The 26,671-nt window shown below is 59.8% G+C and carries 19 protein-coding genes, 2 tRNA genes and 1 pseudogene; 6 read left to right on the top strand and 16 right to left on the bottom strand.

All coding sequences use genetic code 11. From position 1 onward, the window contains the following. Positions 1 to 165 precede the first annotated feature (165 nt). From H8F23_RS26995 to H8F23_RS26975, 5 genes are all read right to left on the bottom strand, one after another. Positions 166 to 1,338, bottom strand: a complete 1,173-nt coding sequence (locus H8F23_RS26995) for a hypothetical protein (RefSeq protein WP_194936393.1) — start codon at positions 1,336 to 1,338, stop codon at positions 166 to 168. A gap of 119 nt (positions 1,339 to 1,457) precedes the next feature. Then, positions 1,458 to 3,152, bottom strand: coding sequence for an acid phosphatase (gene acpA, locus H8F23_RS26990; protein WP_194936392.1), 1,695 nt, complete (start codon positions 3,150 to 3,152; stop codon positions 1,458 to 1,460). Positions 3,153 to 3,250: 98 nt separating this feature from the next. After that, complete coding sequence (locus H8F23_RS26985) at positions 3,251 to 4,978, bottom strand: J domain-containing protein (RefSeq protein ID WP_194936391.1); 1,728 nt, start codon at positions 4,976 to 4,978, stop codon at positions 3,251 to 3,253. An 11-nt stretch (positions 4,979 to 4,989) separates the two neighbouring features. Beyond that, positions 4,990 to 6,687 (bottom strand): molecular chaperone HscC, encoded by a 1,698-nt coding sequence (locus H8F23_RS26980; RefSeq protein WP_194936390.1) that lies wholly within the window; start codon positions 6,685 to 6,687, stop codon positions 4,990 to 4,992. A gap of 187 nt (positions 6,688 to 6,874) precedes the next feature. Further along, positions 6,875 to 8,293 carry a short-chain fatty acid transporter gene (locus H8F23_RS26975; RefSeq protein ID WP_194936389.1) on the bottom strand — a complete coding sequence of 473 codons (1,419 nt, stop codon included), beginning with the start codon at positions 8,291 to 8,293 and terminating at the stop codon, positions 6,875 to 6,877. A 331-nt stretch (positions 8,294 to 8,624) separates the two neighbouring features. Here H8F23_RS26975 and H8F23_RS26970 point away from each other — a divergent pair, with 331 nt between their 5' ends. From H8F23_RS26970 to H8F23_RS26960, 4 genes and pseudogenes are all read left to right on the top strand, one after another. Continuing rightward, positions 8,625 to 9,938 carry an MFS transporter gene (locus H8F23_RS26970; protein ID WP_194936388.1) on the top strand — a complete coding sequence of 438 codons (1,314 nt, stop codon included), beginning with the start codon at positions 8,625 to 8,627 and terminating at the stop codon, positions 9,936 to 9,938. A 69-nt stretch (positions 9,939 to 10,007) separates the two neighbouring features. Further along, a pseudogene (locus H8F23_RS29425) lies at positions 10,008 to 10,832 on the top strand (PAS domain-containing protein); the annotation flags it as partial. Then, the gene (locus tag H8F23_RS29420; protein ID WP_371748318.1) at positions 10,812 to 11,372 is read left to right on the top strand and encodes a methyl-accepting chemotaxis protein; all 561 of its coding nucleotides are present in this window, start codon (positions 10,812 to 10,814) and stop codon (positions 11,370 to 11,372) included. The pseudogene H8F23_RS29425 and the gene H8F23_RS29420, both read left to right, overlap by 21 nt. Positions 11,373 to 11,550: 178 nt before the next feature. Next, a complete protein-coding gene (locus H8F23_RS26960) occupies positions 11,551 to 12,150 on the top strand; it encodes a flavin reductase family protein (protein WP_194936386.1) in 600 nt (199 codons plus the stop codon). 79 nt (positions 12,151 to 12,229) lie between these two features. Here the strand turns inward: H8F23_RS26960 and ggt are convergent, their stop codons facing one another. Continuing rightward, complete coding sequence (ggt, locus tag H8F23_RS26955) at positions 12,230 to 14,062, bottom strand: gamma-glutamyltransferase (protein ID WP_194936385.1); 1,833 nt, start codon at positions 14,060 to 14,062, stop codon at positions 12,230 to 12,232. 260 nt (positions 14,063 to 14,322) lie between these two features. Here ggt and H8F23_RS26950 point away from each other — a divergent pair, with 260 nt between their 5' ends. Then, positions 14,323 to 15,423, top strand: a complete 1,101-nt coding sequence (locus H8F23_RS26950; RefSeq protein ID WP_194936384.1) for a DUF2817 domain-containing protein — start codon at positions 14,323 to 14,325, stop codon at positions 15,421 to 15,423. A gap of 95 nt (positions 15,424 to 15,518) precedes the next feature. Here H8F23_RS26950 and H8F23_RS26945 read toward each other — a convergent pair. Both H8F23_RS26945 and H8F23_RS26940 read right to left on the bottom strand, forming a co-directional pair. Continuing rightward, positions 15,519 to 15,595, bottom strand: a tRNA-Met gene (locus H8F23_RS26945). Between the two features lie 115 nt (positions 15,596 to 15,710). Beyond that, positions 15,711 to 17,768, bottom strand: coding sequence for a methyl-accepting chemotaxis protein (locus tag H8F23_RS26940; RefSeq protein ID WP_194936383.1), 2,058 nt, complete (start codon positions 17,766 to 17,768; stop codon positions 15,711 to 15,713). A 443-nt stretch (positions 17,769 to 18,211) separates the two neighbouring features. Between H8F23_RS26940 and H8F23_RS26935 the strand changes: the two genes are divergently transcribed. After that, the gene (locus H8F23_RS26935; RefSeq protein WP_095050601.1) at positions 18,212 to 19,429 is read left to right on the top strand and encodes an MFS transporter; all 1,218 of its coding nucleotides are present in this window, start codon (positions 18,212 to 18,214) and stop codon (positions 19,427 to 19,429) included. A gap of 185 nt (positions 19,430 to 19,614) precedes the next feature. On the opposite strand, the gene ychF is transcribed toward H8F23_RS26935, so the two are convergent. From ychF to H8F23_RS26895, 8 genes are all read right to left on the bottom strand, one after another. Beyond that, positions 19,615 to 20,715, bottom strand: coding sequence for a redox-regulated ATPase YchF (gene ychF, locus H8F23_RS26930; protein ID WP_007912904.1), 1,101 nt, complete (start codon positions 20,713 to 20,715; stop codon positions 19,615 to 19,617). 22 nt (positions 20,716 to 20,737) lie between these two features. Then, complete coding sequence (gene pth / locus H8F23_RS26925) at positions 20,738 to 21,322, bottom strand: aminoacyl-tRNA hydrolase (RefSeq protein WP_008079560.1); 585 nt, start codon at positions 21,320 to 21,322, stop codon at positions 20,738 to 20,740. A 171-nt stretch (positions 21,323 to 21,493) separates the two neighbouring features. Continuing rightward, positions 21,494 to 22,096 (bottom strand): 50S ribosomal protein L25/general stress protein Ctc, encoded by a 603-nt coding sequence (locus tag H8F23_RS26920; RefSeq protein ID WP_093441442.1) that lies wholly within the window; start codon positions 22,094 to 22,096, stop codon positions 21,494 to 21,496. A 141-nt stretch (positions 22,097 to 22,237) separates the two neighbouring features. Continuing rightward, positions 22,238 to 23,179: a ribose-phosphate pyrophosphokinase gene (locus H8F23_RS26915; protein WP_003171603.1), complete on the bottom strand. Its 942-nt coding sequence runs from the start codon at positions 23,177 to 23,179 to the stop codon at positions 22,238 to 22,240. Between the two features lie 45 nt (positions 23,180 to 23,224). Further along, positions 23,225 to 23,299: transfer RNA gene (locus H8F23_RS26910), tRNA-Gln, on the bottom strand. 36 nt (positions 23,300 to 23,335) lie between these two features. Further along, complete coding sequence (gene ispE / locus H8F23_RS26905; RefSeq protein ID WP_116255185.1) at positions 23,336 to 24,187, bottom strand: 4-(cytidine 5'-diphospho)-2-C-methyl-D-erythritol kinase; 852 nt, start codon at positions 24,185 to 24,187, stop codon at positions 23,336 to 23,338. A 3-nt stretch (positions 24,188 to 24,190) separates the two neighbouring features. Further along, positions 24,191 to 24,808, bottom strand: coding sequence for a lipoprotein insertase outer membrane protein LolB (lolB, locus tag H8F23_RS26900; protein WP_016987219.1), 618 nt, complete (start codon positions 24,806 to 24,808; stop codon positions 24,191 to 24,193). 3 nt (positions 24,809 to 24,811) lie between these two features. Further along, positions 24,812 to 26,536 carry a tetratricopeptide repeat protein gene (locus tag H8F23_RS26895; RefSeq protein WP_093441433.1) on the bottom strand — a complete coding sequence of 575 codons (1,725 nt, stop codon included), beginning with the start codon at positions 26,534 to 26,536 and terminating at the stop codon, positions 24,812 to 24,814. Positions 26,537 to 26,671: the final 135 nt, after the last annotated feature.

Genomic DNA, 26,671 nt, shown 5'->3' with positions numbered 1-26,671 from the left:
AAAGGTTTTGCGACTTCCTGGGGTTGACGTCCTGTCAGTGCTGCGGCACCTCTGTTTGGATCCAATCTTGTCGTATTAGTTATAGCTGGTCTACTGTCAGATCTGACAGGCGAGTTAGACGCTTTCCCGCGTCAGCATTGGCTGACACGGGAGCGCTTCAAGCGATTAGAGGTGGGGGGCGGGAACGGCGGTGGCAGGCAGCGGTGCCTGCAACTGCTTCAGTTGTGCCTTGATCGGGGTGGTTGCGCACTTGGCGACAGCCTGTGCCGGGGCAAGGTTGCGGATCGAGGTGTAGAACAGCTCGCAGGTTTTGACTTTCTGCGTGACCTGCCACGTCTGCGTGCAACTGTTGAGGGTGGCCTGTGCATCGCTGCCCGGTTTGCTGCCCATGCCCGCCTGCCAGCAGGCCGCGCTCAAATCCTGACCCATGACTTTCAGGCCCGCAGCATCAGCCTTGGCCTGGGCATCGTCGCCGGTATAGCTCTTCGGGTCAGCGGCGTACCAGATGTAACTCGGGTGGTTGGAACCCAGTACCGGCACTTTCACGCCTTCGCTTGGGCTGATCGTCGCCAGGCCCAAGACATTCACGGTTGGCCCGTATTGCTGCTTGATCCAGTTACGCACCGGCGCGCCGAACGCGACCATCGGCAGCGTCGTGCCGCTGGCGGTCTGGCTGAACTGTTTGACCAGGGTGGTCTGGTAGTCCTTGAAGTAGTCATACACGCCTTCCAGATCACTGCCAGCATTGGACGGCGCAGCGATCGGGGCGATATCGATGATGGTTTGATAGGCCGGCGTCTGCTCGGCAGGAATGCCATTGTCAGTCAGCAGCGTCGCCCAACGATCGGTGGTGTTCGAACGCAAATAATCCTGCGCTTGGGTCAGCGAGTAATCTGGCGGGAAGTGCAGCAACTCGACACTTTTACGGTTTTCCAAAGCCATGCCCAGCGGCAGGAACAGGTACCAGCTGTAGGCCCATTTGCCATCGGCATTGAGCTTGCTCGCGCCGGTGTAGGCCAGATCTCCCGCGTCCAGCAGCGCCGACAGCGGTTTGTCGTAATCCTTTGGCACGCCGGTGATTTCGGCGTAGAGCTGGCCGTTATCGGTTTTTACCAACACCTTGGCATCGGCATAACCATCGCGTTGCACGCTCTGGCTCAGGTAATGGGCGACGGTCTGTTCCAGCGTCCAGTTGCGGAAGCAGATTACGCTGCAATTGTTGGGGTATGCGAACAGGCGGGTAACGCGTTCGGTGCTGCCCAGTTTCAGATCGACATCGGCGTGGGCGGCCGCGCTCAGCGTCAGCGCGGCAAGTGTGAGTCCTGCGAGTTTGAACATGCTCAGATCCTTTTCAGCGTGGGTTCCCCGCGTGTCGGGGGCGCCTCATAGTGGATCAGCCACGTTTGACAGAGAAGCTGTCATCCGCAGATTTTTGCGCAAACTCGCTGGGCTGGGTTTCAGGCGGGAAAATGCAGGGCGTTGGTCAAATCGCCCATGGGTTGCTGACCCCGGGCAACCATCGCTTCGTCGCGTTGTTTGAGACCGTCGAGCCTTTCCAACTGGAAGACACGGGTGATCAACCGCAGGATCGATGCCGTGTCGTAGACCGTATGATCCACCGTGCCCCTGCGTGCAAACGGCGACACTACCAGCGCCGGTACTCGTGAGCCCGGCCCCCAACGGTCGCCCTTGGGCGGCGCGACGTGATCCCACCAACCGCCGTTCTCGTCGACCGTGACGATCACCACCATATTTTTCCATTGCGGACTTTCACGCAGCACCTTCAGCGCACGCACGATGTGCCGGTCACCGGAGGCCACGTCGGCATAACCGGCGTGCATGTTCAGGTTGCCTTGCGGTTTGTAGAAGCTCACCGCCGGCAACTTGCCCGCTTCGGCATCGGCGAAAAACTTGTTGGTGCTCGACTCATCCCCCAGGCCGGCATCGCGCAGGCGTTTATTGCGTTCGGCGGGGTTCTCCGGACCTTGCTGCTTGAAGTAGTTGAACGGCTGATGGTGATACTGGAAGTTGGGGATTTTCGGGATGCCGCCGGAATCCTTGTACTGATCCAGCGTCGCCTGCCAGGCGCCGGCATACCACGCCCAGTCAATGTGCTTTTTCGACAGCTTGTCGCCGATGTGTTCGTGGGTCTGCGGCACCATCACGTTGGGCAGATCCGCTTTGGAATACGCCGGGCGCTCAGGGTCGCGAATCCACGTCGGCCAGTAGGGCGGGGCGAGGGTGTTGACGCCATAGCCATCCGGGGTCAGTGCACTTGGGCCGAACTGCGGCGGGCCGGTCATGGCGCTGGCCGGCGATTGCTCCAGCGGCTTGAGGCGCGGGTCGCTCGGATCATCGCTTTGCAGCGCGGCGATCTGCGATTTGGCCACTGAATTGGCCGCGTCTGGATAGAACGGCGCGGTGGCGCTGATCAGGTATTGGTGGTTGAGGAACGAGCCTCCGAAGGCGCCCTGGAAGAAGTTGTCGCACAGCACGAATTCCTGCGCGACATCCCACAGGCGCAGGGAATAACGGCTCTGCGCGTAGTGGCCCATGGTCAAGCCGCCGGAGTCGGCCCAGGCGACGAAGCCATCGTTCTTGCCGCCATTGATCTGCATCTGGTTCTGATAGAACACGTGCCACAAGTCGCGGGTCACCAGACCGAACGGCAAGTCCTCGCCGTTCGGACCTTTGAGGGCGAACGGTGCGTTGGGCAGGTTTTCCTGAAACTGCGTGGCGCTGGGATAGGTCACGCCATCGAGGGTTTGCGGACCGATCTGCAGGACGCCGCCCCAGACGGGCGGCAGGGTTTGCAGCAGCGAGCCGTCGCGATCACGTTGTTGATAGTCGCCGGGTTTGAGCGCGGCCAGCGGCTTTTCGACACCGGGGAAATCACCGAACAGGTTGTTGAAGCTGCGGTTCTCGGCGTAGATCACCACCACGGTTTTCACTTGGTCGCGCAGGGCTTTGTCCAGCTCGGCGGGCGTCAGCGGGCGTTCGGTCGGTTTGCCCGGTTGATCGCTGGCGCTGCCACACCCGGCCAGCGTGGCACCGACACCGAGCACCGCGACACCGCCGAGGAAGCGGCGGCGACTGGTGTCGGAAGGTTGATTGGATTCAGGTGCGTCGGTGCCGTCTGTGTCGTCTTTCATCGTTCAGCCCGTTTTGCTTAATTGTTTCAGTATGTTTCGGGCGGACGCTAGCAAGGCAGTGTGACGGTTGGGTGACAGAGCGTTTTGTCGTTGCGCTCCTAGCCGGGCATGAGCTGGGTGAGCGAATAGCCGAGCCTGCTCGCCGCTGTTACGGCGGTCATGACCACCAGAAACAGCAATTGCAGCGGACTGAAGTGCGCCCAATGCAATGCGGTCAGCCAAGGGTGGCGGCTGCTCAGTTCCGGATCGAGCGAACCGATACGGCGTTTGTGCACCAGCCCGATCAGGAGCGTGCCGATATAAGTGAGCGCCCCCAGCGGCCCAAGCATCAGCGAAAACAGCAGCACCATCACCCCTTGCGGTACGCCGTGGCGTATCACCAGCCAGCGCGTGTCAGGGTTCCATTTGCGCGGAATCAGTCCCTCGGTGAGCCACAGATCCGGCACGATCACGTGGGCCGTGAGCACCACCCACCAACTCAATGCAAAGCGAAAAAACCATACCGGTACGCAGGCAAAGATCATCGGAATGAAGATGAGATTGGCGGCATCTCTTTTCTCAACGCCCAGATAGAACAGGCACAGCGCCAAGGCAATGGCCGCCCATACCCGCACCCAGGTCTCGGCGGCGATGGGCCGCGGAAAGAACCGCCGCCAGTAAAAAACGTCGGCATAGGGCAAACGTGCGAGCAGCTCCGGGAAGCGCCATTTGAGGTTTTCCGACAGGTCGTGGCAGGCCTGCCATTCGTTTTGACCAAAACCGTCGATGATCTTCTTTTGCTGCATGGGCTTGAGCGGATTGATCAACAGATGCGCGGCCTGAACGTCGGCCGCCCACGTCCGGTCGCTTTCAGCCTTGGCCCGCAGGTTGTCGTAGAAGCTTTCCTGATTGCAGCGTTCGATCAACGTTTCCCAGAGCCAGTCCGGCTGCGGGTGCAGGCCTTTGTTGTGATCCCAGCCGAACAATTGGCCGATGCGGTCGAACAGCGGCACGCTCCACTCGCTGTCATTGAGCAAGTGCAGGAGGGTTTGCTGCCATTGTTCGCGGCGATCGAATACCTGCAGCCACGGTTGGGCGCTGTAGCGTGTGAGCAAGTTGAGGAATTCGCGTTCGCTGTGGCTTTCGAGTAGCGCTTGCAGGGCGTTTTGATAATCGGCCATCAGGCTTTCGGCGAGCAGGTCGCGCTGGTGATCACTCATCAGCAATTCTTGCCAAGGGCCCAGCCATCCCAGTTGCTCGACGGCCCAGTGCAGCACCGGGCCACGCAGTTGTTGCTGTTCAACACATAGTTGCAGCAACAGCCTTTCGAACACTTTGGCGCAGCCTTGCTGTTGCGCCTGATCCCAACGCTCGTCGAGATTTTCGGGCGACAGCCCCTCAAGCAGTTGCCGTGCGGCCTGCGCTTCAAGCGCATACGCCTCTGTGTCCGGGGCCGGCGTCAGTGGCTCGACAGGCAAAACATCATCCTTCGCCGGCGGCGCAAAAGGCTCGGGGGCTGCCGGGTTGACGGGCGGAATGTCGAGATCGGCAAAATCCCACGCGGTGTTTTGCGGGTGGCTGTGATTGTTTGCCAGCGCAGCATCGAGAGCCAGCGCGGCAAAAGTGCTGGAGGCCGTGGCCACGGCGACGTCTTCTTCGTCCGCAGGCTCAGCGTTTTCAAGGCGCCACCGGGCAACCGCCAGCGCCTGTTCGTAGGCTTCGCGCAAGCGCTGGAAACCTTCGGCATCCTCATCGGGGCGGAAGGTTTTCAGCAGACGCGCATAGGCGCGTTTAATGTCGCGGGCTTCAGCGTCATCGTGCAGGTGCAGCACCGACCAGCAATCCATGGCCAGGCTCCTTATTGCCACGGAGTGCGGTCAAGTTCGCTCAGGCGTCGGCTCAAGTCGGTGCGCACTTCACGGATCTGGCGCTCATCCTGAGAGTCGAGCGCGATCTGGAATTGCTTGGCCCAATCGCCCATCAGATCACGCAGATCGCCCAGGCTTTCCTGATAGAGGCGCTCCAGACGTGCACTCAACAGCGTGTTGACCTGTTGCTCGCGCGGATGAATCTTCAGCTGTGCCAGGTTCTGCAGGCGTTGCTGGATCTCCTCGGGCGAGAGCACGCCAGGGTTGTTCTCGATGACCAGCGAATGCTGCTGCCCGGTCAGGGGAATCTTTACCTGGGCTTCGAGCAGACCGTTGTTGTCGTAGGTGAAACGCACATCGAGAGCGACTTCGCCGGCTTTGCGTTTCGGCACCTTGATGTCCAGTTCGCCGAGTGCCACGTTGTCTTTGACCAGGCGGCTTTCGCCCTGAAAGATCCGTACGATCACTTGCTCCTGATTGTCGTGCAGCGTGTACACGGTTTTCACCCGACTGACCGGGACGATGCTGTTGCGCTCGATGATCGGCAGGTAGTGGCCGCTCTCATAGTTACGGCCGACCTGTGTGGAGGTCTCGATGCCCAGGGTGTAGGAGCAGACATCGGTCAGCACCACTTCTTCCAGCGCTGCGGCGCGAGCCTTGAGTGCCGCTTGAATCGCCGCGCCCTGTGCCACGACCTGATCCGGGTCGAGGGTGATCGACGGGAAGCGGCCGAACAGCCCGGCAGCGAGTTTGCGCACCAGCGGCATGCGCGTGGTGCCGCCGACCAACAGAATTTCGTCCAGATCGCTGACGCGGATGCGCGCATCGCGCAGCGCCCGCTCAATCGGCGCACGCAGGCGTTCGAGCAGCGGCATGTACAGCGTTGCCAACTGTTGTTGGGTGATGGTGTGCGTCCACTGCCGCTCACCGAGTTGCAAGCGGAATTCAGCGCTGTCGTCCTGGCCCAGCGCCTTGCGCACGCGTTCGGCCTCGCGACGCAGCGGCTGGATGACGCTACTGCGTTCAGGGAAGTCGGCGGTCGAACGGTGCTGGCTGATGAAGTGCTCCAGCAGCACCGTGTCGAAGTCTTCGCCACCGAGGAAGTTGTCACCAGCGCTGGCGCGCACTTCCATGACCCCTTCGAACAACTCCAGAATCGACACGTCGAACGTGCCGCCACCGAGGTCGAAGACCAGAAATGAAGTTTCCTTGTCCCGTTGATGCAGTCCATAGGCGAGGGCGGCGGCGGTCGGTTCGTTGATCAGCTTCTCGACTTTCAGCCCGGCCAGTTCGCCGGCGATGCGCGTGGCTTTGCGTTGCGCGTCGCTGAAGTAGGCCGGGACGCTGATCACGGCTTCGGTGACGGTTTCGCCAAACGCGCGTTCGACGTCTTCTTTCAGGCTTTTGAGCACCAAGGCGGAGAGTTCTTCCGGGCGAAACGCCTTGTCGGCCAAGTACGTTTGCGTGGCGCTGCCCATGTGGCGCTTGAACAGCGACGCGGTCAGGCGCGGATGCGTGTGCAGACGCTCGCGCGCTGCCTGACCCACCAGAATCCGGCCCTGATCATCCAGGCCGACAACGCTCGGTGTCAGGAACTGACCCAGGGCATTGGGCACCAACTCGGTGGCATCGCCACGCCAGACGGCGACCAGGCTGTTGGTGGTTCCCAGGTCAATCCCTACGATCATTGCGACGAACTCCCTTTGCGCTTGGTAAAAAATGGAAACATTTATGGGCGCGCAGAATATTACCGAGAGAGCGATGCGGTAAAGCAGGATGATGGCTCTGAGCCATTATTTGCGACAGGCAGCCCGACACAGGGCTGTTTCAGGAGAAAAATGTGGGGCGCGGCCAGCATGCCCGCGCCCCGCTTTGTTACGGCATCACTGGCGGCGTATACGCCAGTGTCGTTCCCAGCGCCCACAACAACAGCAGCACCAGCGGCGTGTGCACCAGCAGTTGCACAAAGGAGAATCCGATCAGGTCCCGCGCTTTCAGCCCGAGTACACCGAGCAGCGGCAGCATGTAGAACGGGTTGATCAGGTTCGGCAGCGCTTCGGCCGCGTTGTAGATCTGCACCGCCCAGCCGAGGTGGTATTGCAGATCATTGGCGACCTGCATCACGTACGGCGCTTCGATAATCCACTTGCCGCCGCCCGACGGAATGAAGAAGCCCAGTATTGCCGAGTACACGCCCATCAGCAGCGCATAGGTGTCGTGGGAAGCGATGCTGACGAAGAACGTCGAGATGTGGTGCGCCAGGGTTTGCGCGTCCGTACCTTTAACCGTGGTCATCAGCGCGGCGATCGAGCCGTACAGCGGGAACTGGATCAACACGCCGGTGGTGGTCGGCACGGCGCGGGCGACGGCATCGAGGAAACTGCGCGGCCGCCAGTGCAGCAAGGCGCCGAGCATGATGAACAGGAAGTTATAGGTGTTCAGCCCGGAAATCGCGGTGATCGCCGGTTTGGTTGAAAACTCATGGAACAGCCATCCCGCTGCCAACAGCACCAGCACGATGATCAGCAGCGGACTGTGTTCCAGCCATTCACCCGGACGCGTACGCGGTTGCAGCGGTGGCAGGTTGAAGGCAGGGTCGATGCCACAGGCCTTGGCGTCGCGCGCCGAATTCGGCCCGGGGGCGGTGGCGTAGGCGATGGTGATCGAGATCACGATCAGCGCCAGCAACATCACGCCGGACTGCCAGAGGAAAATCGTTTCAGTGAATGGAATCACCCCGGTGATCGACAGGATCGACGGCGGCAGGCTGGCGGGGTTGGCCTGCAACTGTGCAGCCGACGACGACAAGCCCAACGCCCACACCGCGCCAAGGCCCAGATAAGCCGCAGCACCGGCGGCGCGGTAATCCATTTTCAGATCAGTGCGGCGGGCGAGCGCGCGCACCAGCAAACCGCCGAACACCAGCGACAGGCCCCAGTTGAGCAGGGATGCGACCATCGAGATCAATGCCACCCAGGCCACGGCGGAACGGCCGTTTTTCGGGATCCGCGCCAGGCGATCAATCAGTTTCACGGCCGGTGGCGAGCTGGCGACCACGTAGCCGCCGATCACCACGAAGGCCATTTGCATGGTGAACGGGATCAGGCTCCAGAACCCGTCGCCGAACGCCATCGCGGCATCGGTGGGTTTCGCGCCCATGGCCAGTGTGGCCAGGGCGACGATGATCACGGCCAGCGCGGCGAACACCCAGGAATCGGGGAACCAGCGTTCGGCAAAACTTGAACAGCGCAAGGCAAAGCGCGCAGAGCGGCTATCTTCGATATCAACGGCCACAGGAGTACCTCGGATTTTTTATGGTTATTTTTGATCCAGCAGGCGAAACGCAGATCCACTGTAGGAGTGAGCCTGCTCGCGATAGCGTCGTCACTTTCAAAAGGGAGGTGACAGACACACCGCAATCGCGAGCAGGCTCACTCCTACAAGGATCTCGGCATGACTTGCCGATGGTGGTTCGCCTGGCAGGACAGGCATTAACAGTAATTCAACTGCCAATGCTTTGTGAGCAGCTTTTGCAAAACCGGGACTATGGTCTAACGGGTTGTCCATCCGCCCATTTGCGTAGACCATGGGCGCCTTGGTTTTTTGCCTGCCAGAGTTCTTTGCCATGACTGCCCAAACCACGGCCAACCCCTTGCCGTTCAGCCGCTCCGACTACAAGACCCTCGGCCTTGCGGCTCTTGGCGGGGCGCTGGAGATCTACGATTTCATCATCTTCGTGTTCTTCGCCCTGACCCTCAGCCAGTTGTTCTTCCCACCGGAAATGCCCGAGTGGTTGCGTCTGCTGCAAAGCTTCGGGATCTTCGTCACCGGCTACCTGGCGCGGCCGCTGGGCGGAATTCTGATGGCGCATTTCGCTGACAAACTCGGGCGCAAGAAAGTCTTCAGCCTGAGCATCCTGATGATGGCGCTGCCGTGCCTGCTGATCGGGATCATGCCGACCTATGCACAGATCGGTTATTTCGCGCCGCTGCTGTTGCTGGCGCTGCGCATCCTGCAGGGCGCGGCGGTCGGCGGGGAGGTGCCGAGTGCCTGGGTGTTTGTCGCCGAGCACGCACCGGCCGGCCATCGTGGTTACGCGTTGGGCTTTTTGCAGGCCGGGCTGACCTTCGGTTATCTGATCGGCGCGCTGACCGCGACGTTTCTCGCACAAGTCTTCACCCCGGCGGAAATCCTCGATTACGCCTGGCGTTATCCGTTCCTGCTCGGTGGTGTGTTCGGCGTGATCGGCGTTTACCTGCGCCGCTGGTTGAGCGAAACCCCGGTGTTCATGGCTATGGAAGCGCAGCGTGAGGCGCGGGTCGAGCTGCCGCTGCGCACGGTGTTGCGCGAGCATCGACTGGCCATGCTGCCGGCGATGTTGCTGACTTGCGTGCTGACTTCGGCGGTGGTGGTATTCGTCGTCATCACCCCGACCATGATGCAGAAAACCTTCGGCATGACCGCCAGCCACACCTTCGCGCTCAGTGCATTGGGCATCGTGTTTCTCAATATCGGTTGCGTGATTGCCGGGTTGCTGGTCGATCGCCTCGGTGCGTGGCGCACGGTCATGCTCTACAGTCTGCTGCTGCCATTGGGTATCGGTGTGCTTTATGGCTGCCTGATCATCGGCGGTCGCTGGGTAGGCCTGGCTTACGCGGTGGCCGGTCTGGCTTGCGGTGTTGTCGGCGCGGTGCCGTCGGTGATGGTCGGGTTGTTCCCGGCACGTATTCGCGTGTCAGGCATTTCCTTTACCTACAACATTGCCTACGCCATTTGGGCCAGTATCACACCGCTGTTGCTGATCGGTCTGATGCCGTGGAGTCCATGGATCTGCGTGATGTTCTGCGCGGTGATGGGGGTGGTGGGTCTGCTGACGGCGGCGTATTTCGGTGCGCGGATGCCGCGTTCGGGACAGTGTCAGGTGGCCGGAGCTGCGTGACGTTACCCGTTCAGAACTATTTTTGACTGACGAGTCGCCTGCGCTCTTCAGAAAAGATTTTCAAGGCCGATGGTTAGGCTGCATCCCGCTTCCTATCCTGCCCATCGGTACTTTCCTATGTTCAACAAACGCCTGAAGCAAGAGCTGGCCACTCTTCGTGAAGAACTCTCCAGCCTCGTGCAGGTGAAGGAAAGCCTGGAAAGCGAGATGCTGGTATTGAACCTTGAGCCCGACGGGCGCATTCAATCGGTCAACCAGAACTTCCTTACCGAGATGCTCTACAAGAGTCAGGACCTGATCGGTCGGGCGATTGAAGATATCGTCCCGGCGCATGTGAAGACTGATGAATTCCACCTCCGTTTCAAAAACGCCATGACCCGCGGCGAGCATTTCGCCGGCGCCGTGCGCCTGTTGCGCGGCAACGGTGAGGAAGCGTGGCTGCGTTCGATCGTGCAACCGGTGCGTTCTTCGGATGGGCGGATCAAGCACATTTCGCTGTTCGCCAGTGACCTGACCCGCACCATTGAAGCCTCCCGTGAACACGAAAACCTGATCGGTGCGTTGGTGCGTTCGACCGCCGTGATCGAGTTCGACCTCAACGGCAATGTGCTCAACGCCAATGATCGCTTTCTCAGCGGCATGGGTTACAGCCTGGCGCAGATCAAGGGCAAACATCACCGCATGTTCTGCACGCCGGAGGAGTACAACAGCGCCGAGTACCAGAACTTCTGGCGTCGTCTGAACAATGGTGAGTTCGTGGCCGAGCGCTTCAAGCGTGTCGACAGCCATGGTCGTACGGTCTGGCTGGAGGCGTCCTACAACCCGGTGGTCGATGCCAACAACAAACTGTACAAAGTGGTGAAGTTCGCCACCGTGATCACTGATCAGGTCAACCGCGAACAAGCCGTCGCCGACGCGGCGAGCATTGCCTACAGCACCTCGCAGCAAACCGACAGCACCGCCCAGCGCGGTACCACGGTGGTGACTGAAGCGGTCAACGTAATGCGAGATCTGTCGCGACACATGCAAGCCGCCGGTGAGGGTATCGAGGCACTGAACGAGCAGTCGCAGGTGATCGGTACCATCGTCAAAACCATCAGCGGCATTGCCGAACAGACCAACCTGCTGGCGCTCAACGCTGCCATTGAGGCGGCGCGCGCCGGTGAGCAGGGCCGTGGTTTTGCCGTGGTGGCCGACGAAGTGCGACAACTGGCGTCGCGCACCAGTCAGGCGACCGAAGAGATCGTCACGGTGGTGCGGCAGAACCAGGAAATGGCGCGCAACGCCGTGGCCCTGATGACCGACGGCAAGCTTCAGGCTGAACAAGGCCTGGCGCTGGCGGCAGAGGCGGGTACGGTGATTGTCGAGATTCAGGATGGTGCGCAGAAAGTCGTGAATGCGGTAGGCCAGTTCGCCAATCAACTCTCCCACTGACCTGCACTGGTCCCATGTGGGAGCGAGCCTGCTCGCGAAATCGGTGTGTCATTCAACATTGATGTGACTGACCTATCGCCTTCGTCGGAACGCCGCCCGGAGCAAGCTCGCTCCCACAGGTTCTGTGTTTCTTCAGTGGCAGCGCTACAATCTGCTCTTTTCCCCCGGAGCAGATCCCATGAGCGATTTCCACCGCCGCCCGGTGCCCCTGAACAAAGCCTACCGTTTGCTCAACCACGGGCCGACCGTGCTGGTCAGCGCCGCTCACGACGGTCAGCGCAACATCATGGCCGCCGCCTGGGCGATGCCGCTGGATTTCGAACCGCCGAAAGTCGCCGTCGTCCTCGATAAATCCACCTGGACCCGCCAGTTGCTCGAAGCGTCCGGCACCTTCGTGCTCAACGTCCCGTGTGTCGATCAAGCCGACATTGTGCAGACCGTCGGTAATACGTCGGGCCTGGAAATCAGCCAAACCCAAGGACAAGACAAGTTTCAGGCTTACAGCTTGCAGACGTTTGCCGGCGAGCAAGTCGAAGCACCGCTGCTCGAAGGCTGTGTGGCTTGGCTCGAATGCCGTTTGCTGCCAGAGCCGCGCAACCACGAGCAATACGATCTGTTCCTCGCCGAAGTCATCGCCGCCCACGCCGATGAGCGCGTGTTCAGTGACGGACGCTGGCATTTCGAAGGGCATGACGGTTTGCGCACCTTGCATCACGTGGCGGGTGGGCATTTCCTGAAGATTGGTGATGCGGTGGATGGCAAGACGCTCGCTGTCTGAATGGCGGCTGATTGAAATGCGCAGTGTGCCAAACAAAAGGCCTACCTCACGGTAAGCCTTTTCTCTTTGCGTCCTAGCCTCAATCCCCCAGCGCTTCCCCCTCACGCCGTGGATCCGCGCCACCCTCCAACGACGCTTTCCCCTGCGCATCCTTGACCCGCACGATGGCCTGGGTGCCGCTGGTCATGTCGATTTCATTCACGGCATGCCCTTTGTCTTTCAGCGCTTGAATCAGCGGCGAGCTGAATTGGCCTTGTTCCAGTTCGGTCGGGCCATTGCGGCTGCCGAAGTTGGGCAGGCTGATAGCGCTTTGCGGGTCGAGGTTCCAGTCGAGCAGGCCGACGGTGGTTTTCGCCACGTATTCGATGATTTGCGAACCTCCGGGCGAGCCGACTGTGGCGACGAATTCGCCGCTGTGGCGATCGAAGATCAGCGTTGGCGCCATCGACGAGCGTGGACGTTTGCCGGGTTCGACACGGTTGGCGACTTTCTGCCCGTTCTCTTCAGGGATGAACGAAAAGTCGGTCATCTGGTTGTTCAGCAAGAAGCCCTGAACCATCAGGTGCGAGCCGAACGCGGCTTCGATGGTGGTGGTCATCGACACAGCGCCGCCGAGGTCATCCATCGCGACCACTTGCGAAGTAGAGATGCGCAGCGGCGAACGGTCCGGGGCGTAGGCGACCTGCACGCCCGGCGGTGTGCCCGGTTTGGCGCTGCCCATGCTGCGTTCGCCTATCAGGCTGGCACGGCTTGCCAGATAACCCGGGTCGACGAGGCCTTTGACCGGCACCGGCACGAAGTCGGTGTCGGCGACGTATTGCGCGCGGTCGGCGTAGGCCAGGCGTTCGGCTTCGGCGATCAGATGCACGGCTTGCGGATCCGGTTCAATGCCGGCCGGTTTGTCGGTCTTCAGCGGTTTCAGCGGTGTCAGCGAAAGACGTGGATCGCGGGTTTCCAGCGCCTGTAACGTGCCGAGAATCTGCGCCACGGCGATCCCGCCCGACGACGGCGGCGGCATGCCGCAGACGTGCCAACGCTTGTAATCGGTGCACAGCGGCGCACGTTCCTTGGCCTGATAGCGCTGCAGATCGTTCAGCGAGAGGCTGCCGGGGTTGGCGTGGCCCTGCACCTTGGCAACGATTTCTTCGGCGATCGGGCCTTTGTACAGTGCGTCCGGGCCTTCGTTGGCGATGCGTTTGAGCACGGCGGCCAATGCCGGGTTTTGCAGACGCGTGCCGACGGCTTTGACGCTGCCATCGGCGTTGAGGAAATACTTGACCATATCCGGCGACTGGCGGATGACTGGATCTGATTCCAGCAGCGAGTGCAAACGCGGAGAAATCGCAAAGCCTTGCTCGGCCAGTTTGATCGCTGGTTCAAACAGCTTCGCCCACGGCAGGCGACCGTGTTGTTTGTGTGCCATCTCCAGTGCGCGCAACACGCCCGGTGTGCCGACCGAACGACCGCCGATCTGCGCCTGCGGGAACGACATCGGCTGACCATCGGCACGCAAGAACAGCTTCTCGGTCGCGCCGGCCGGTGCGGTTTCGCGACCGTCATACGTGCGCACCTGTTTGCCGTCCCACAACACGATCATCGCGCCGCCGCCGATCCCGGATGATTGCGGCTCAACCAGCGTCAACACCGCTTGCATCGCAATCGCCGCATCAATCGCCGAACCGCCCTCACGCAGCATCTCGCGACCGGCCTCGGCGGCCAGTGGATTGGCAGCAGCGGCCATGTGTTTACTGGCGTGGCGGGTTTGCAGGTCGGTGCGGTAACCGGAAGCGGCTTCCGGGGCCAGCGGCAAGGTCGAAGAGGGCGGGGCGTTGCACGCGGTGAGGGTCAGGGCGCTGATGATCAGCGTCAGGGCTGGCAGGCGAAAGCGTCTCAAGGGCAAGGCTGAAAACACGCGGGCTCTCCGTCCGTGGATTAAAAGTCTGAGGGACTTTATCGACCGCTTGGTCGCGACGCAAACCGGTGGGCATTTTTGTCTTTCTTTTCGGGGTGGATGTTCGCTAGGGTCAACCGCAATCGATCGACCGCACACGTCCCCTTTTAGGAGCGAGCCTGCTCGCGATAGCGTCATCACATTCAACATCATTGCTGACTGAACCACCGCTATCGCGAGCAGGCGAAGGCCCACAATTACAAGATCAACAAGAGACCGATATGCACAGCGAGTTCCCCACCGAATCCAGCTACCGCGCTCAACGCGACCAGTTTCTCGCCGCCGCCAATGCCGCTGGCGCCACGCTCACCTCATACGCACATCCACGCTGCGGGCCATTCGGCGAACCGCTGAGCACCGACGTCGCCGTGCTCGGCAATCCACAGGCCAAACGCCGACTGGTGGCGCTCAGCGGTACGCACGGCGTCGAGGGCTATTACGGCTCGGATTGTCAGATCGATTGGTTGAAGGCATTCGTACCCGGTTCGCTGGCCAAGGATGTCGCGGTGGTGATGGTGCACCTGATCAACCCATGGGGCACCGCATGGCTGCGTCGGGTCAACGAAGACAACATCGACCTCAACCGCAATCACCTCGACTTCACCGGGCCGCTACCGGATAACCGCGCGTACGCCGCACTGCATGAAATCTACGCCTGCACCGATTTGCACGGCCCCGAGCGCCAGCGCGCCGATGCCATGCTCGATGCGCAGATCGACGAACACGGCTGGCCGGCAGTGATGTCGATTGTCGAGGGCGGTCAGCACAGCCATCCCGACGGCCTGTTTTACGGCGGCCGCGCGCCGAGCTGGTCGAATCGCACCTTGCATCAAATCATCGAAACGCATCTGGCGGGCGCTGAAACCGTGATGTGTTTCGATCTGCATACCGGCGCTGGCGAATACGGCCATCCGATGTTGCTGACCATTACCCAGGCGCCTTATCCGGCTCTGGCAAAAGCCCAATCGATTTACGGCCCATGGCTTTACACGCTACACACCGGCGCCGATACCTTGAGCGAAACCGGGGTGGCAGCGACCGCAACCGGCTACACCTCGCAAGCGTTGCTCAATGCTTTACCGCAGGTGCAATTGATGCCGTTCGTGATCGAGTGCGGAACGTATCCGGGGCCGGATGTGCATCGTTATTTGCGCGATGACCATTGGCTGCATCTGCATGGCGATCCGCTGGATGCGACGGGGCGGGGGATCAAGTTGAATCTGCTGGAGCAGTTTTATCCGGCTGATCCGGATTGGCGCGCAATGGTCGGTTTGCGTACGCGGCAGATCTGGGCGAAAGGATTGTCGGCGCTGACAGGCTGAAAACCAGATGAGGGGAGAAATCCCCCATCACGAAATCGCACTTTTCTCGAGGCATAAAAAAACGGCCTACCTTTCGGTAAGCCGTTTTTAGTACTTGGTGGCTACACAGGGACTTGAACCCCGGACCCCAGCATTATGAATGCTATGCTCTAACCAACTGAGCTATGTAGCCAAGTGGCGCGCATTATTCCCCTGAAATGGAAAAGCGTCAAGCGTAAATTTAAAATATTTCTTCTTATTTTCAACCGCTTATCCTCCAGCCCGGAAAATCCGGGCCGGGCAGGGCATCAACGCAGCTGAAATCTTGCAGTATTGGCGCTCAAGGCGTGACTGCCCTGACTCAGGGTATCCGCCGCGAGATTCACCGCCCGCGCGCCTTCAAGCAAGCGCACGGCCGCCTGATCGACCTGCTGGATATTGCCGCTGACTTCGTCGGCGGTACTCGCTTGCTCCTCAACCGCCGTGGCGATCTGCGCCAACGTGTCGGTAACGCTTTGCACAGCGCTGGCGATTTCGCCCAAACGTTCACCGAGACCGGTGACCGATTCGGCATCGGTTTGCGCCTGGCCGCAGGCAGCTTCCATCAAACTCACGGCTTCGTTGACCGTTGCGCGCAAGCTGTCGACGGTGCCGGCGATCTGCGCGGTGGACGACTGTGTACGTTGCGACAGACTGCGCACTTCATCGGCCACCACAGCGAAACCGCGTCCTTGTTCACCGGCGCGTGCCGCTTCGATGGCCGCGTTGAGCGCGAGCAAATTGGTCTGTTCGGCAACACCACGAATGGTGTCGACGACCAATTGAATCTGCTGGCCTTGCTCGCTGACTCGACCGAGTGCCGCTGCGGTGTCGTTCAAGCGCTGATTGAGCTGCTGAATACTCGCCGTGGTGCGCTGGCTGTCACGGCTGCTGTCGGCCGCAATGCGCCGGGTGTGCTGAGCGCTGCCGGAGGCCTGTTCGCAACTCTGCGCCACGCCTTGCGAGGTGGCGGCCAACTGCGTGGCGGCTGCGGCGATCTGGCTGATCTGCAATTGCTGCGCTTCGACTTCACTGAGGGCGCCGCTGGAATGCTCGTTGAGGCTGCGCACCGCGTTGCTCAGTTGCTCGGTCTCGTGATCGACACCGAGCATGCTGCTGCGCAACTGCACCACGGCAACGTTGAGCGCAGTGCTGATCGCGGCCAGCTCATCGCGGCCCACCACCGGCACTTGCAAACTCAGATTGCCATCGCGCAGGGCTTCGGCGAGCAGGGTGATGCCGCTGGCGCTGCGGCGGATCGAGGCTTGCAGGCAGACAAACAGGTACAACGCCGCGAGCAGCAGGCAGCCGAAAATCGCAGCGACCATGATGAACTGGCGGATCGCTGAGCTGTGGTAGGCATCCAGTCGTTGGTCCAGCGACACCAGCGATTGCTGGCGCAGTGCGGCTAGGTCGGTCAGCAGCGCATCGAGGCTGCGTTCGAACTCTTCGGGTTTGAGATTGATAGAGCCGCCGAACACGCCGTCGTCCAACACCTTCAGACCGCTGTCGAGGTTTTTGAGGCTGTCGTGGTATTGGCTGGCCCAGCTCTGCTGATCTTGCGGCAGACGTGCTTCGAGCAGCGTGGCGGTTTTGACCAGTTGCTCGCGGGCATCGCCGATGCGGCTGCGCAAGTCGCGCAATTGCAAGCGGCTTTGCAGGGTGAATTGGCCGGAGACTACCGAGGCCTGGCCGACCGCTGCCAGACGTCCGACGCGCTCGATCAGATCCGGCGCGTGCTGCGTGGAGATCTGGGTCAGCAGATAGGTTTCCAGCCACGGCGCGAGGGTCAGGCGATTGTCCATGACGATCTGCTCGCGCAACGCTTGCAGAGCGCTGAGGGCGTTGGTGAAACGGTCGTAACCGTCCGGCCACCAACCGACACCGCTGAGGCTTTTCGAGTCCAGGCCGTTGAGCGCGGTTTGCAGCGCTTGATAGCGAGTGAGTGTTTCCCCCTCGGCGCCTTCATTTTTCAGCGCAGCGCCTAAATCGGTGGTGGCTTGCAGAACCGCCGGTTGCACCGCGTCGAATGCGCCCATGGCGGCGAGGGTGGCCGGCGTCGGCTGACGATTGGTTTCGGTGGCGCGCCAACGGGCGGCGCGGTCACGTTGCGCGGCGAGCAGGTTGTCCAGCGCATCGAGTGCGAGCAACTGCCGTACGCCGGCACGTTCGCCGGAAATCAGATTGAGTTTGTCGCGATAGTCCTGGCCAATCATCAACAGGCTGCCGGCCAACGGCAGAATGAACAGCAGAAACAACAACTGGAATTTACCTGCGAAGCCAAACCGCCCCAGCAATTTGATCCCCGGTGAAAGGAAAGCCTGCATGCCTCATGACTCCTCTGGACACCACGCACCATTGGCGTGCATCGCGGTCGTTCGACCTGGATGTTGTGCCCTGCTAAAAGGCCTCGAAAGTTCACTCTCGCCCGCTCTGTAGGCCGGCTCTGTAGCGAAACTTCCCATTGTTGGCGCCCTTTGTAAGGGCGCCGCGTTCAAGGGAAGTAGCAAGGCAAGATTCAGACCATGGCGTTGCGCTATCACCTTGCAGAACACATGACCCGTGTAGGAGCTGCCGCAGGCTGCGATCTTTTGATCTTCGTTTTTTAAGATCAATATCAAAAGATCGCAGCCTTCGGCAGCTCCTACATGATCGTGTGATTCAAGCCAGGGTGGTTAGTTAGCTGGCTAAGGGGATGGCGCTGACGCACCGAAAAATGGCACATTGACGCACCTGCCTGCGTGCACCCATCTGCTGTCCGGAAACTTTCATGGCTATCAGCAACGTTCAGACCGCCGCTGCCTCGGCGCCCGCTGCTCCGCAAAGCAGCCCATTGGTGATGCGTATCATCGGCGCGGTGGCGCTTGCGCATTTGATCAACGACCTGATCCAGTCGGTGCTGCCGTCGATCTACCCGATGCTCAAGGCCAATTACGGCCTGACCTTTACTCAGGTCGGGCTAATTACTCTGACCTTTCAACTGACCGCATCTTTGTTGCAGCCGTGGGTCGGTTATCACACCGATCGGCATCCGAAACCCTGGCTGTTGCCGGCGGGGTCGATTTGCACGTTGATTGGCATCGTGATGATGTCGATGGTCGGCAGTTTCCCGTTGATTCTGCTGGCGGCGGCGCTCATCGGTATCGGTTCCTCGACGTTCCACCCCGAAGCCTCGCGGATTGCGCGGCTGGCGTCCGGTGGACGCTTTGGTCTGGCGCAATCGACCTTCCAGGTCGGTGGTAACGCGGGTTCGGCGTTTGGTCCGTTGCTGGCGGCGGCGATCATCATTCCGTTCGGTCAGGCCAACGTGGCGTGGTTCGGCCTGTTCGCGGTGTTTGCGCTGTTCGTGCTGTACCGCATCAGTCGCTGGTACGCCCATCACCTCAATCTGTTCAAGCTCAAGGCCGGTCAGGCAGCGACTCACGGGCTGTCGAAGGGCAGGGTGACCAGTGCGTTGGTGGTGCTGGGGCTGTTGGTGTTCTCCAAGTATTTCTACATGGCCAGCCTCACGAGCTATTTCACGTTCTACCTGATCGAGAAGTTCGACCTGTCGGTGGCCAGTTCGCAGTTGCACCTGTTCCTGTTCTTGGGCGCGGTGGCGGCGGGGACGTTCTTCGGCGGGCCGATTGGCGACAAGATCGGGCGTAAGGCGGTGATCTGGTTTTCGATCCTTGGTGTGGCGCCGTTCACGTTGCTGATGCCTCACGTCGATCTGTTCTGGACCACTGTTCTCAGCGTGGTGATCGGCTTCATTCTGGCTTCAGCGTTCTCGGCGATTGTGGTGTACGCGCAGGAACTGGTGCCGGGCAATGTCGGGATGATTGCCGGGGTGTTCTTCGGTTTGATGTTCGGGTTTGGCGGGATCGGCGCGGCGTTGCTCGGGCATCTGGCGGATATTCACGGGATTGAGTACGTGTATTTCCTGTGCTCGTTCCTGCCGTTGTTTGGCGTGTTGGCAATCTTCTTGCCGCGTACCAAAAAGGCCTGATTCACACATTTCCCATTGTAGGAGTGAGTCTGCTCGCGATAGCGGTGTGTCAGTCAGCACATCTGTAGCTGATAGAACGCTATCGCGAGCAGGCTCACTCCTACAGGGGATTGGTGGTGCGGCGGAAAATATTTCAGGCACAAAAAAGCCGCGTATCAAACGCGGCTTTTTCTTGGGCGTAACGCTTACACGTTGAAGCGGAAGTGCATCACGTCGCCGTCCTTGACGATGTAATCCTTGCCTTCCAGACGCCATTTACCGGCTTCTTTGGTACCGGCTTCGCCCTTGTACTGGATGAAGTCGTTGTAGGCGATCACTTCGGCGCGAATAAAGCCTTTCTCGAAGTCGGTGTGGATCACGCCGGCAGCCTGAGGTGCGGTGGCACCGACTTTGACGGTCCAGGCGCGGACTTCTTCAACACCGGCGGTGAAGTAGGTCTGCAGGTGCAGCATTTCGTAACCGGCGCGGATCACGCGGTTCAGGCCAGGCTCTTCCAGGCCCAGGGCCTCGAGGAACATGTCCTTCTCTTCGCCGTCATCGAGCTCGGCGATTTCCGCTTCGATCTTGTTGCAGACCGGAACGACCATGGCGCCTTCTTCTTCGGCAATGGCACGAACCACGTCCAGGTGCGGGTTGTTCTCGAAACCGTCTTCAGCGACGTTGGCGATGTACATGACCGGTTTGGTGGTCAGCAGGTGGAAGCCTTTGATCACGGCTTTTTCGTCCGCGCTCATGTTCTTCATCAGGCTGCGCGCTGGCTTGGCTTCGGTGAAGTGGGCGATCAGTTGCTCCAGCAGAGCCTTCTGAACCACGGCGTCCTTGTCACCACCCTTGGCGTTGCGCGCGACTTTCTGCAGTTGCTTCTCGCAGCTGTCGAGGTCGGCGAAGATCAGTTCCAGGTCGATGATTTCGATGTCGCGCTTCGGGTCGACGCTGTTGGACACGTGGATCACGTTTTCGTCTTCGAAGCAGCGCACGACGTGAGCGATCGCGTCGGTTTCACGGATGTTGGCCAGGAACTTGTTGCCCAGGCCTTCACCTTTCGAGGCGCCGGCCACCAGGCCTGCGATGTCGACGAATTCCATGGTGGTCGGCAGGATGCGCTTCGGATTGACGATGGCCGCCAGGGCTTCCAGGCGCGGATCCGGCATCGGCACGATGCCGCTGTTCGGCTCGATGGTGCAGAAGGGGAAGTTTTCGGCCGCGATACCGGATTTGGTCAGGGCGTTGAACAGGGTGGACTTGCCGACGTTAGGCAAGCCGACGATGCCGCAATTGAATCCCATGGTGTTTCCCCTCGGAGTAGAGTCAGGCCTTCTGGCTGTGCAGGTTTTTCATCGCGCGGTTCCATTCACCGGCGAGGATATCCGGCAGCACGCCGAGGGCAAAGTCGATGCTGGCATCGAGTTTTTCCTGTTCGGCGCGTGGCGCACGACCCAGGACGAAATTTGAAACCATACTGGCGACGCCCGGGTGGCCAATGCCAAGCCGCAGGCGGTAGAACGTATTCTGATTGCCCAGTTGCGCAATGATGTCGCGCAACCCGTTGTGACCGCCATGGCCGCCGCCCTGTTTGAGCTTGGCAACGCCCGGAGGCAAGTCGAGTTCGTCATGCGCCACCAGAATTTCTTCAGGCTTGATGCGGAAGAAACCGGCGAGTGCCGCCACGGCCTGGCCGCTGCGGTTCATGTAGGTGGTGGGAATCAGCAGACGAACATCCTGACCCTGATGCGAATAGCGCCCGGTCAGGCCGAAATATTTGCGATCGGCCACAAGATTCACATTCTGTGCGTGGGCGATGCGCTCAACAAAAAGGGCCCCTGCGTTATGCCGGGTCTGGTCGTATTCGGCGCCTGGATTTCCCAGGCCAACGATCAGTTTGATGGCAGTCACGATAGGGGCCCTTCCTTTGAGTGGTGAGTAACATCGCCGTGATCAGGCAAAGCGGCGAAAGTGGACGAAAAATGCTCATTTACCATGGATGTAAACTCCGCGTTCTCGCCCGCTTTCTCGCTACGTTCCAGTCCGCGATGTTACTTGCTCACTCAGGCTAAACAGAGTGAATTACTCTGCTGCGCCTTCTTCGGTAGCTTCTGGAGCAACGCGTGGAGCGTGTACGTTTGCAACAGCTTTGTCGTCACCGTGAGCCAGTGCAACGAACTCAACGCCTTTAGGGGCTTTGATGTCGGACAGGTGGACGATTGCGCCGATTTCCAGAGCCGACAGGTCGACTTCGATGAACTCAGGCAGATCTTTCGGCAGGCAAGTTACTTCGATTTCGTTCAGGACGTGCGAGATCTCGCCGCCTTTCTTGATCGGAGCTTCTTCACCAACAAAGTGCACAGGCACGATAGCGGTCAGTTTCTGACCGGCTACGACGCGTACGAAGTCAGCGTGCAGAACGTGACCCTTGGACGGGTGACGTTGCAGAGCTTTGATGATGACGTTCTGCTTTTTGCCGCCAACGTTCAGTTCGATAACGTGGCTGTAGGCAGCTTCGTTTTCGAGCAGTTTGGCAACTTCTTTGGCCAGCATGCTGATGGATTCAGGGGCTTTTTCGCCACCGTAAACAACAGCTGGAACCAGAGCGGCGAGACGACGCAGGCGGCGGCTCGCACCTTTCCCCAGGTCGGAACGCACTTCAGCATTCAGAGTAAAATCGTTCATTTTGTATCTCCAAAATAGCCATGACCGAGTGGCGTTTGCGACCAGCGCCGAACACGGTATGGGCAAAAAAGCCCCGCCCCGGCAGGAATGCCGGGGCGGGGCGCTTTTCGTCAACGAGACATTTCGAGAAGGGCAGGGCCCTTAACGGAACATCGCGCTGATCGATTCTTCATTGCTGATGCGGCGAACCGCTTCGGCAACAACCGGTGCGATATCCAGTTGACGGATACGTGCACAGGCTTGTGCTGCAGCGGACAGCGGGATGGTGTTAGTCACCACCAGCTCGTCCAGCACGGAATTTTCGATATTCTCGATGGCCCGACCCGACAGCACAGGGTGTGTGCAGTAGGCAAAGACCTTGGCTGCGCCATGCTCTTTCAGGGCCTTGGCCGCGTGGCACAGAGTGCCGGCGGTATCGACCATGTCATCGACCAGAATGCAGGTACGCCCTTCGACATCACCGATGATATGCATCACTTCAGAGTGATTGGCTTTCTCACGGCGTTTGTCGATGATCCCGAGGTCCACGCCCAGGGATTTGGCAACAGCACGTGCACGCACGACGCCACCAATGTCCGGGGACACGATCATCAGGTTTTCGAAGCGCTGATCTTCAATGTCATCCACCAGAACCGGGGAGCCGTAGATGTTATCTACCGGAATATCGAAGAAACCCTGAATCTGGTCAGCATGCAGATCAACCGTGAGAACACGGTCGATGCCGACTACGGTGAGCATGTCAGCAACGACTTTCGCGCTGATAGCCACACGTGCGGAACGCGGACGGCGATCCTGACGGGCATAACCAAAATAAGGAATAACAGCAGTGATACGAGTAGCCGAGGAGCGGCGGAAGGCATCAGCCATCACTACCAGTTCCATCAGGTTATCGTTGGTCGGAGCGCAAGTCGGCTGAATAATGAAAACGTCTTTACCGCGAACGTTTTCATTGATCTCGGCTGTAATTTCGCCGTCGGAAAACTTACCGACAGAGATGTCACCGAGAGGGATATGCAGCTGACGTACAACACGCCGAGCCAGATCGGGGTTAGCGTTCCCCGTAAAGACCATCATCTTGGACACGCGCAGTACCTAGAGGCTGAGGGTAACCTGGATGAGTATAGAAAATGGCAGGGGCGGCTGGATTCGAACCAACGCATGGCAGGATCAAAACCTGCTGCCTTACCGCTTGGCGACGCCCCTGTATCTGTTGCATCAAGTGCCGAGCACTTGGTTCCTTTAGAGCAGACTTTGCAGCTTTCGGTGCAACATCGAAACGTTGCTTCCTTTCGCTACAAACCCTGTAAGGGTCTCTGTCAGAAGGGCCGAGACTTTATCAGCTTCAGCTTTGCTTGGGAAGCCCCCAAACACACAACTTCCAGTTCCGGTGAGTTTTGCTTCGGTAAATTTACCTAACAAATCCAATGCGTTACGTACTTCTGGATAACGCCTTGCAACCACCGGCAAGCAGTCATTTCGACTGTTTCCCTCGGGAACGGGGCGCACTTTAATGGGCGGCGTGTTACGTGTCAACAAAGGATCGGAAAAAATTTCTGCCGTACTTACAGAGACTTGCGGCACGAGCACCAGATACCACGGTTCTTCGGGATCCACCGGGGTGAGTTTCTCGCCCACGCCCTCGGCAAACGCCGCATGGCCACGGACGAAAACCGGTACGTCGGCCCCCAGCGAAAGGCCCAGTGCAGCCAGGCGATCTTCATCCCAACCCAACTGCCACAAATGATTCAGGCCGAGCAAAGTTGTCGCCGCATTCGAACTGCCGCCACCAATACCGCCGCCCATGGGCAGGACTTTATCAATCCAGATATCGATACCGAGCGAGCAACCGGACTGTTGCTGGAGCATTTTCGCTGCACGCACGATCAGGTTGCTGTCATGCGGCACGCCAGCGAACTCGGTGTGCAACTGAATCACGCCGTCATCGCGCACGGCAAAAGTGATTTCATCGCCGTAATCGACAAACTGAAACAGCGTCTGCAATTCGTGATAACCGTCTTCACGGCGACCGAGAATGTGCAGCATCAGGTTGAGTTTGGCCGGCGACGGCAGGGTCAGGCGTGCAGCGGTCATGGGTTACTGCCCCAACTTGCGCGGTTGCCAGGTCTTGATCACCAGCGTCACGTCGAGGTCAGTGCCGTGCAGTTTGATGCGCTCGGGCAACCAGTAACCGTTTTGTTCGGTGTAGGCGGTGTATTCGACTTTCCAGCCATCCTGTTCCAGGTTGGCCAGACGGCTGTCGGCGTCCAGGTTCAGGCGACTTTTGCTGTCTGGAGCGGGCAGGCCACGCACCCACCAGGCCAGATTCGACACCGGCAGTTTCCAGCCGAGCTGTTCTTCGAGCAGGGCTTCCGGGGACTGCGATTCGTAGCGCCCCTGATTGGCGACTTCCAGCGACACTTTGCCCGGACGCCCGGTCAGGCGTGCGGCGCCACGACCCAGCGGGCCGGACAAACGAATGTCGTAGTAATCCTGACGTTGCAGCCAGAACAGCGTGCCGCTACCGGAATCTTTCGGTGCGCGGATGCCAATCTTGCCGTCGATCTGCCAGCCATCAAGGCCGGTCAGCTGTTGTTTGTTAGCGGCCCATTGAGCCGGACTGCCGTGGCCCTCGACCGATTCGCGGGTACCAAAACCCGAGCAGCCGGCGAGCAGGGCGATGAAGCTGAAAACAATAACGTGGCGCAAAAACATGGGTTAAAGAGTCTCGGATCCGGTCAGGCGCTTGATGGTGCTGCGCAGAATGGTGCTGTCGGGCTGATCCTTGAGGAATTTGCCCCAGATTTGTTTGGCTTCACGCTGGTTGCCCTTGGTCCACAAGACTTCACCGAGGTGCGCGGCGACTTCGTGATCAGGGAAACGCTCCAGCGCCTGACGCAGATACTTCTCGGCGTCGTCCAGATTGCCCATGCGGTAATTCACCCAGCCGAGGCTGTCGAGTACGGCCGGGTCTTCCGGGTTGATCTGGTGCGCCTGCTCGATCAGCGCTTTCGCTTCAGCGTAGCGAGTGGTGCGGTCGGACAGGGTGTAGCCCAAAGCGTTGAGCGCCATGGCGTTGTCCGGATCGCGCTTGATGATCAGGCGCAGGTCTTTTTCCATCTGCGCCAGGTCATTGCGTTTTTCCGCGAGCATCGCCCGGGTGTAGAGCAGATTCAGGTCGTCTGGGTATTGCTGCAAGGCGTGTTGCAAGACTTTCCAGGCCTTGTCGTCCTGTTTGTTGGCCGACAGGGTTTCCGATTCGATCAGATAGAGCTGAATCGCGTAATCCGGTTGCTCGTCGCGCTGGGCGGCGAGTTTGCTTTGCGCTTCAGCGGTCTTGCCGTTGTTCATCAGGATATCGGCCTGACGCAATTGCGCCGGCAGATAATCATTGCCCGGGCCAACCTGGGCGTATTCGATAAGGGCGCCTTGCGGGTCGTTGCGCTCTTCAGCGATGCGACCGAGGTTCAGGTGCGCCGAATCGACGTGACTTTCGCGGGCGATCAAATCTTCCAGATAACCCTTGGCCTCGTCCCAAGCCTTGGCTTCCAGGCAGACCAGAGCCAGCGAGTAACGCAGTTCGTCGTCTTCCGGGTATTGCTGAACCAGGCTGGAGAACTCGGCCTTGGCGTCGTCCATGCGGTCCTGCTCAACCAGCATGCGCGCGTAAGTCAGGCGCAGGCGCTTGTCGTCCGGGTACTTCTTGATGCTTTTTTGCAGCAGGGGCAGCGCTTCGTCGCCACGGTTCAGCAATTGCAGCAGGCGCGCGCGCAGCAGAATCGGCGCGATCTCGCCTTCTTCCGGCGGGTGGTCTTCGAGCAATGCCAAAGCGGCTTTGTTGTCACCGTCCTGTTGCAGGAGCAGGGCCTTGCCGAAAATCAGCTGGCTGTTGTTCGGATGGCGCTGCAACAAACGGTCGAAACTTTTCATCAGGCCGTTACGGGTTTCCTGATCGGTATCGGCGGCCGACAGCGCGAGGAAATCGAAATGGGTATCGCCCTTGCCCTGCAGGACTTTCTCCATATAGACCATCGAGTCGTCATAACGCCCGGCGCGCGCCAGTTGCACGGCGGCGGCGCGTTGCGCTTCGAGGTCGTCCGGGGCGTTTTTCGCCCAGATCAGCGCGGTATCGAGGGCCGGTTGATCGGCGCCCAGATATTCGGCGATACGGAACGCACGCTCGGAGACACCCGGATCCTGGGTGTTGATGGCCTGGGTCACGTAGTTATCCAGGGCAATATCGAAACGATTGCGCTGGCCGGCGAGTTCGGCGCTCAACAGGCTGAAAACGGTTTCCTCGCTGAACGAGCTGTAAACCTTGGGCTTTTCAGGCGCGGGCGTGGTGTCTTCGACCGACGGCGTACCGTCCGGCGAAACGGGCGCCAAGGCCTGGCAGCCGCTGAGGAAGACAAAAGCGAGGAGCAACGCGGAAGATCTATTCATATAGGAAGAGGACGACTAACCTGCGGTCGGATCATCATGACACAAGCCTTCGGCCAAACATAACCGAGTCTCAATTGTGCCCATTATAGGGGCTGACGATTGGGACAATAGTCAGCGGTAGTTGTTCTGAATCTT

The organism is Pseudomonas neuropathica (genome assembly GCF_015461835.1).
Lineage (GTDB): Bacteria > Pseudomonadota > Gammaproteobacteria > Pseudomonadales > Pseudomonadaceae > Aquipseudomonas > Aquipseudomonas neuropathica.
Note: the sequence above shows the minus strand (reverse complement) of the source record. Positions and strands in the feature narration are given on the sequence as shown.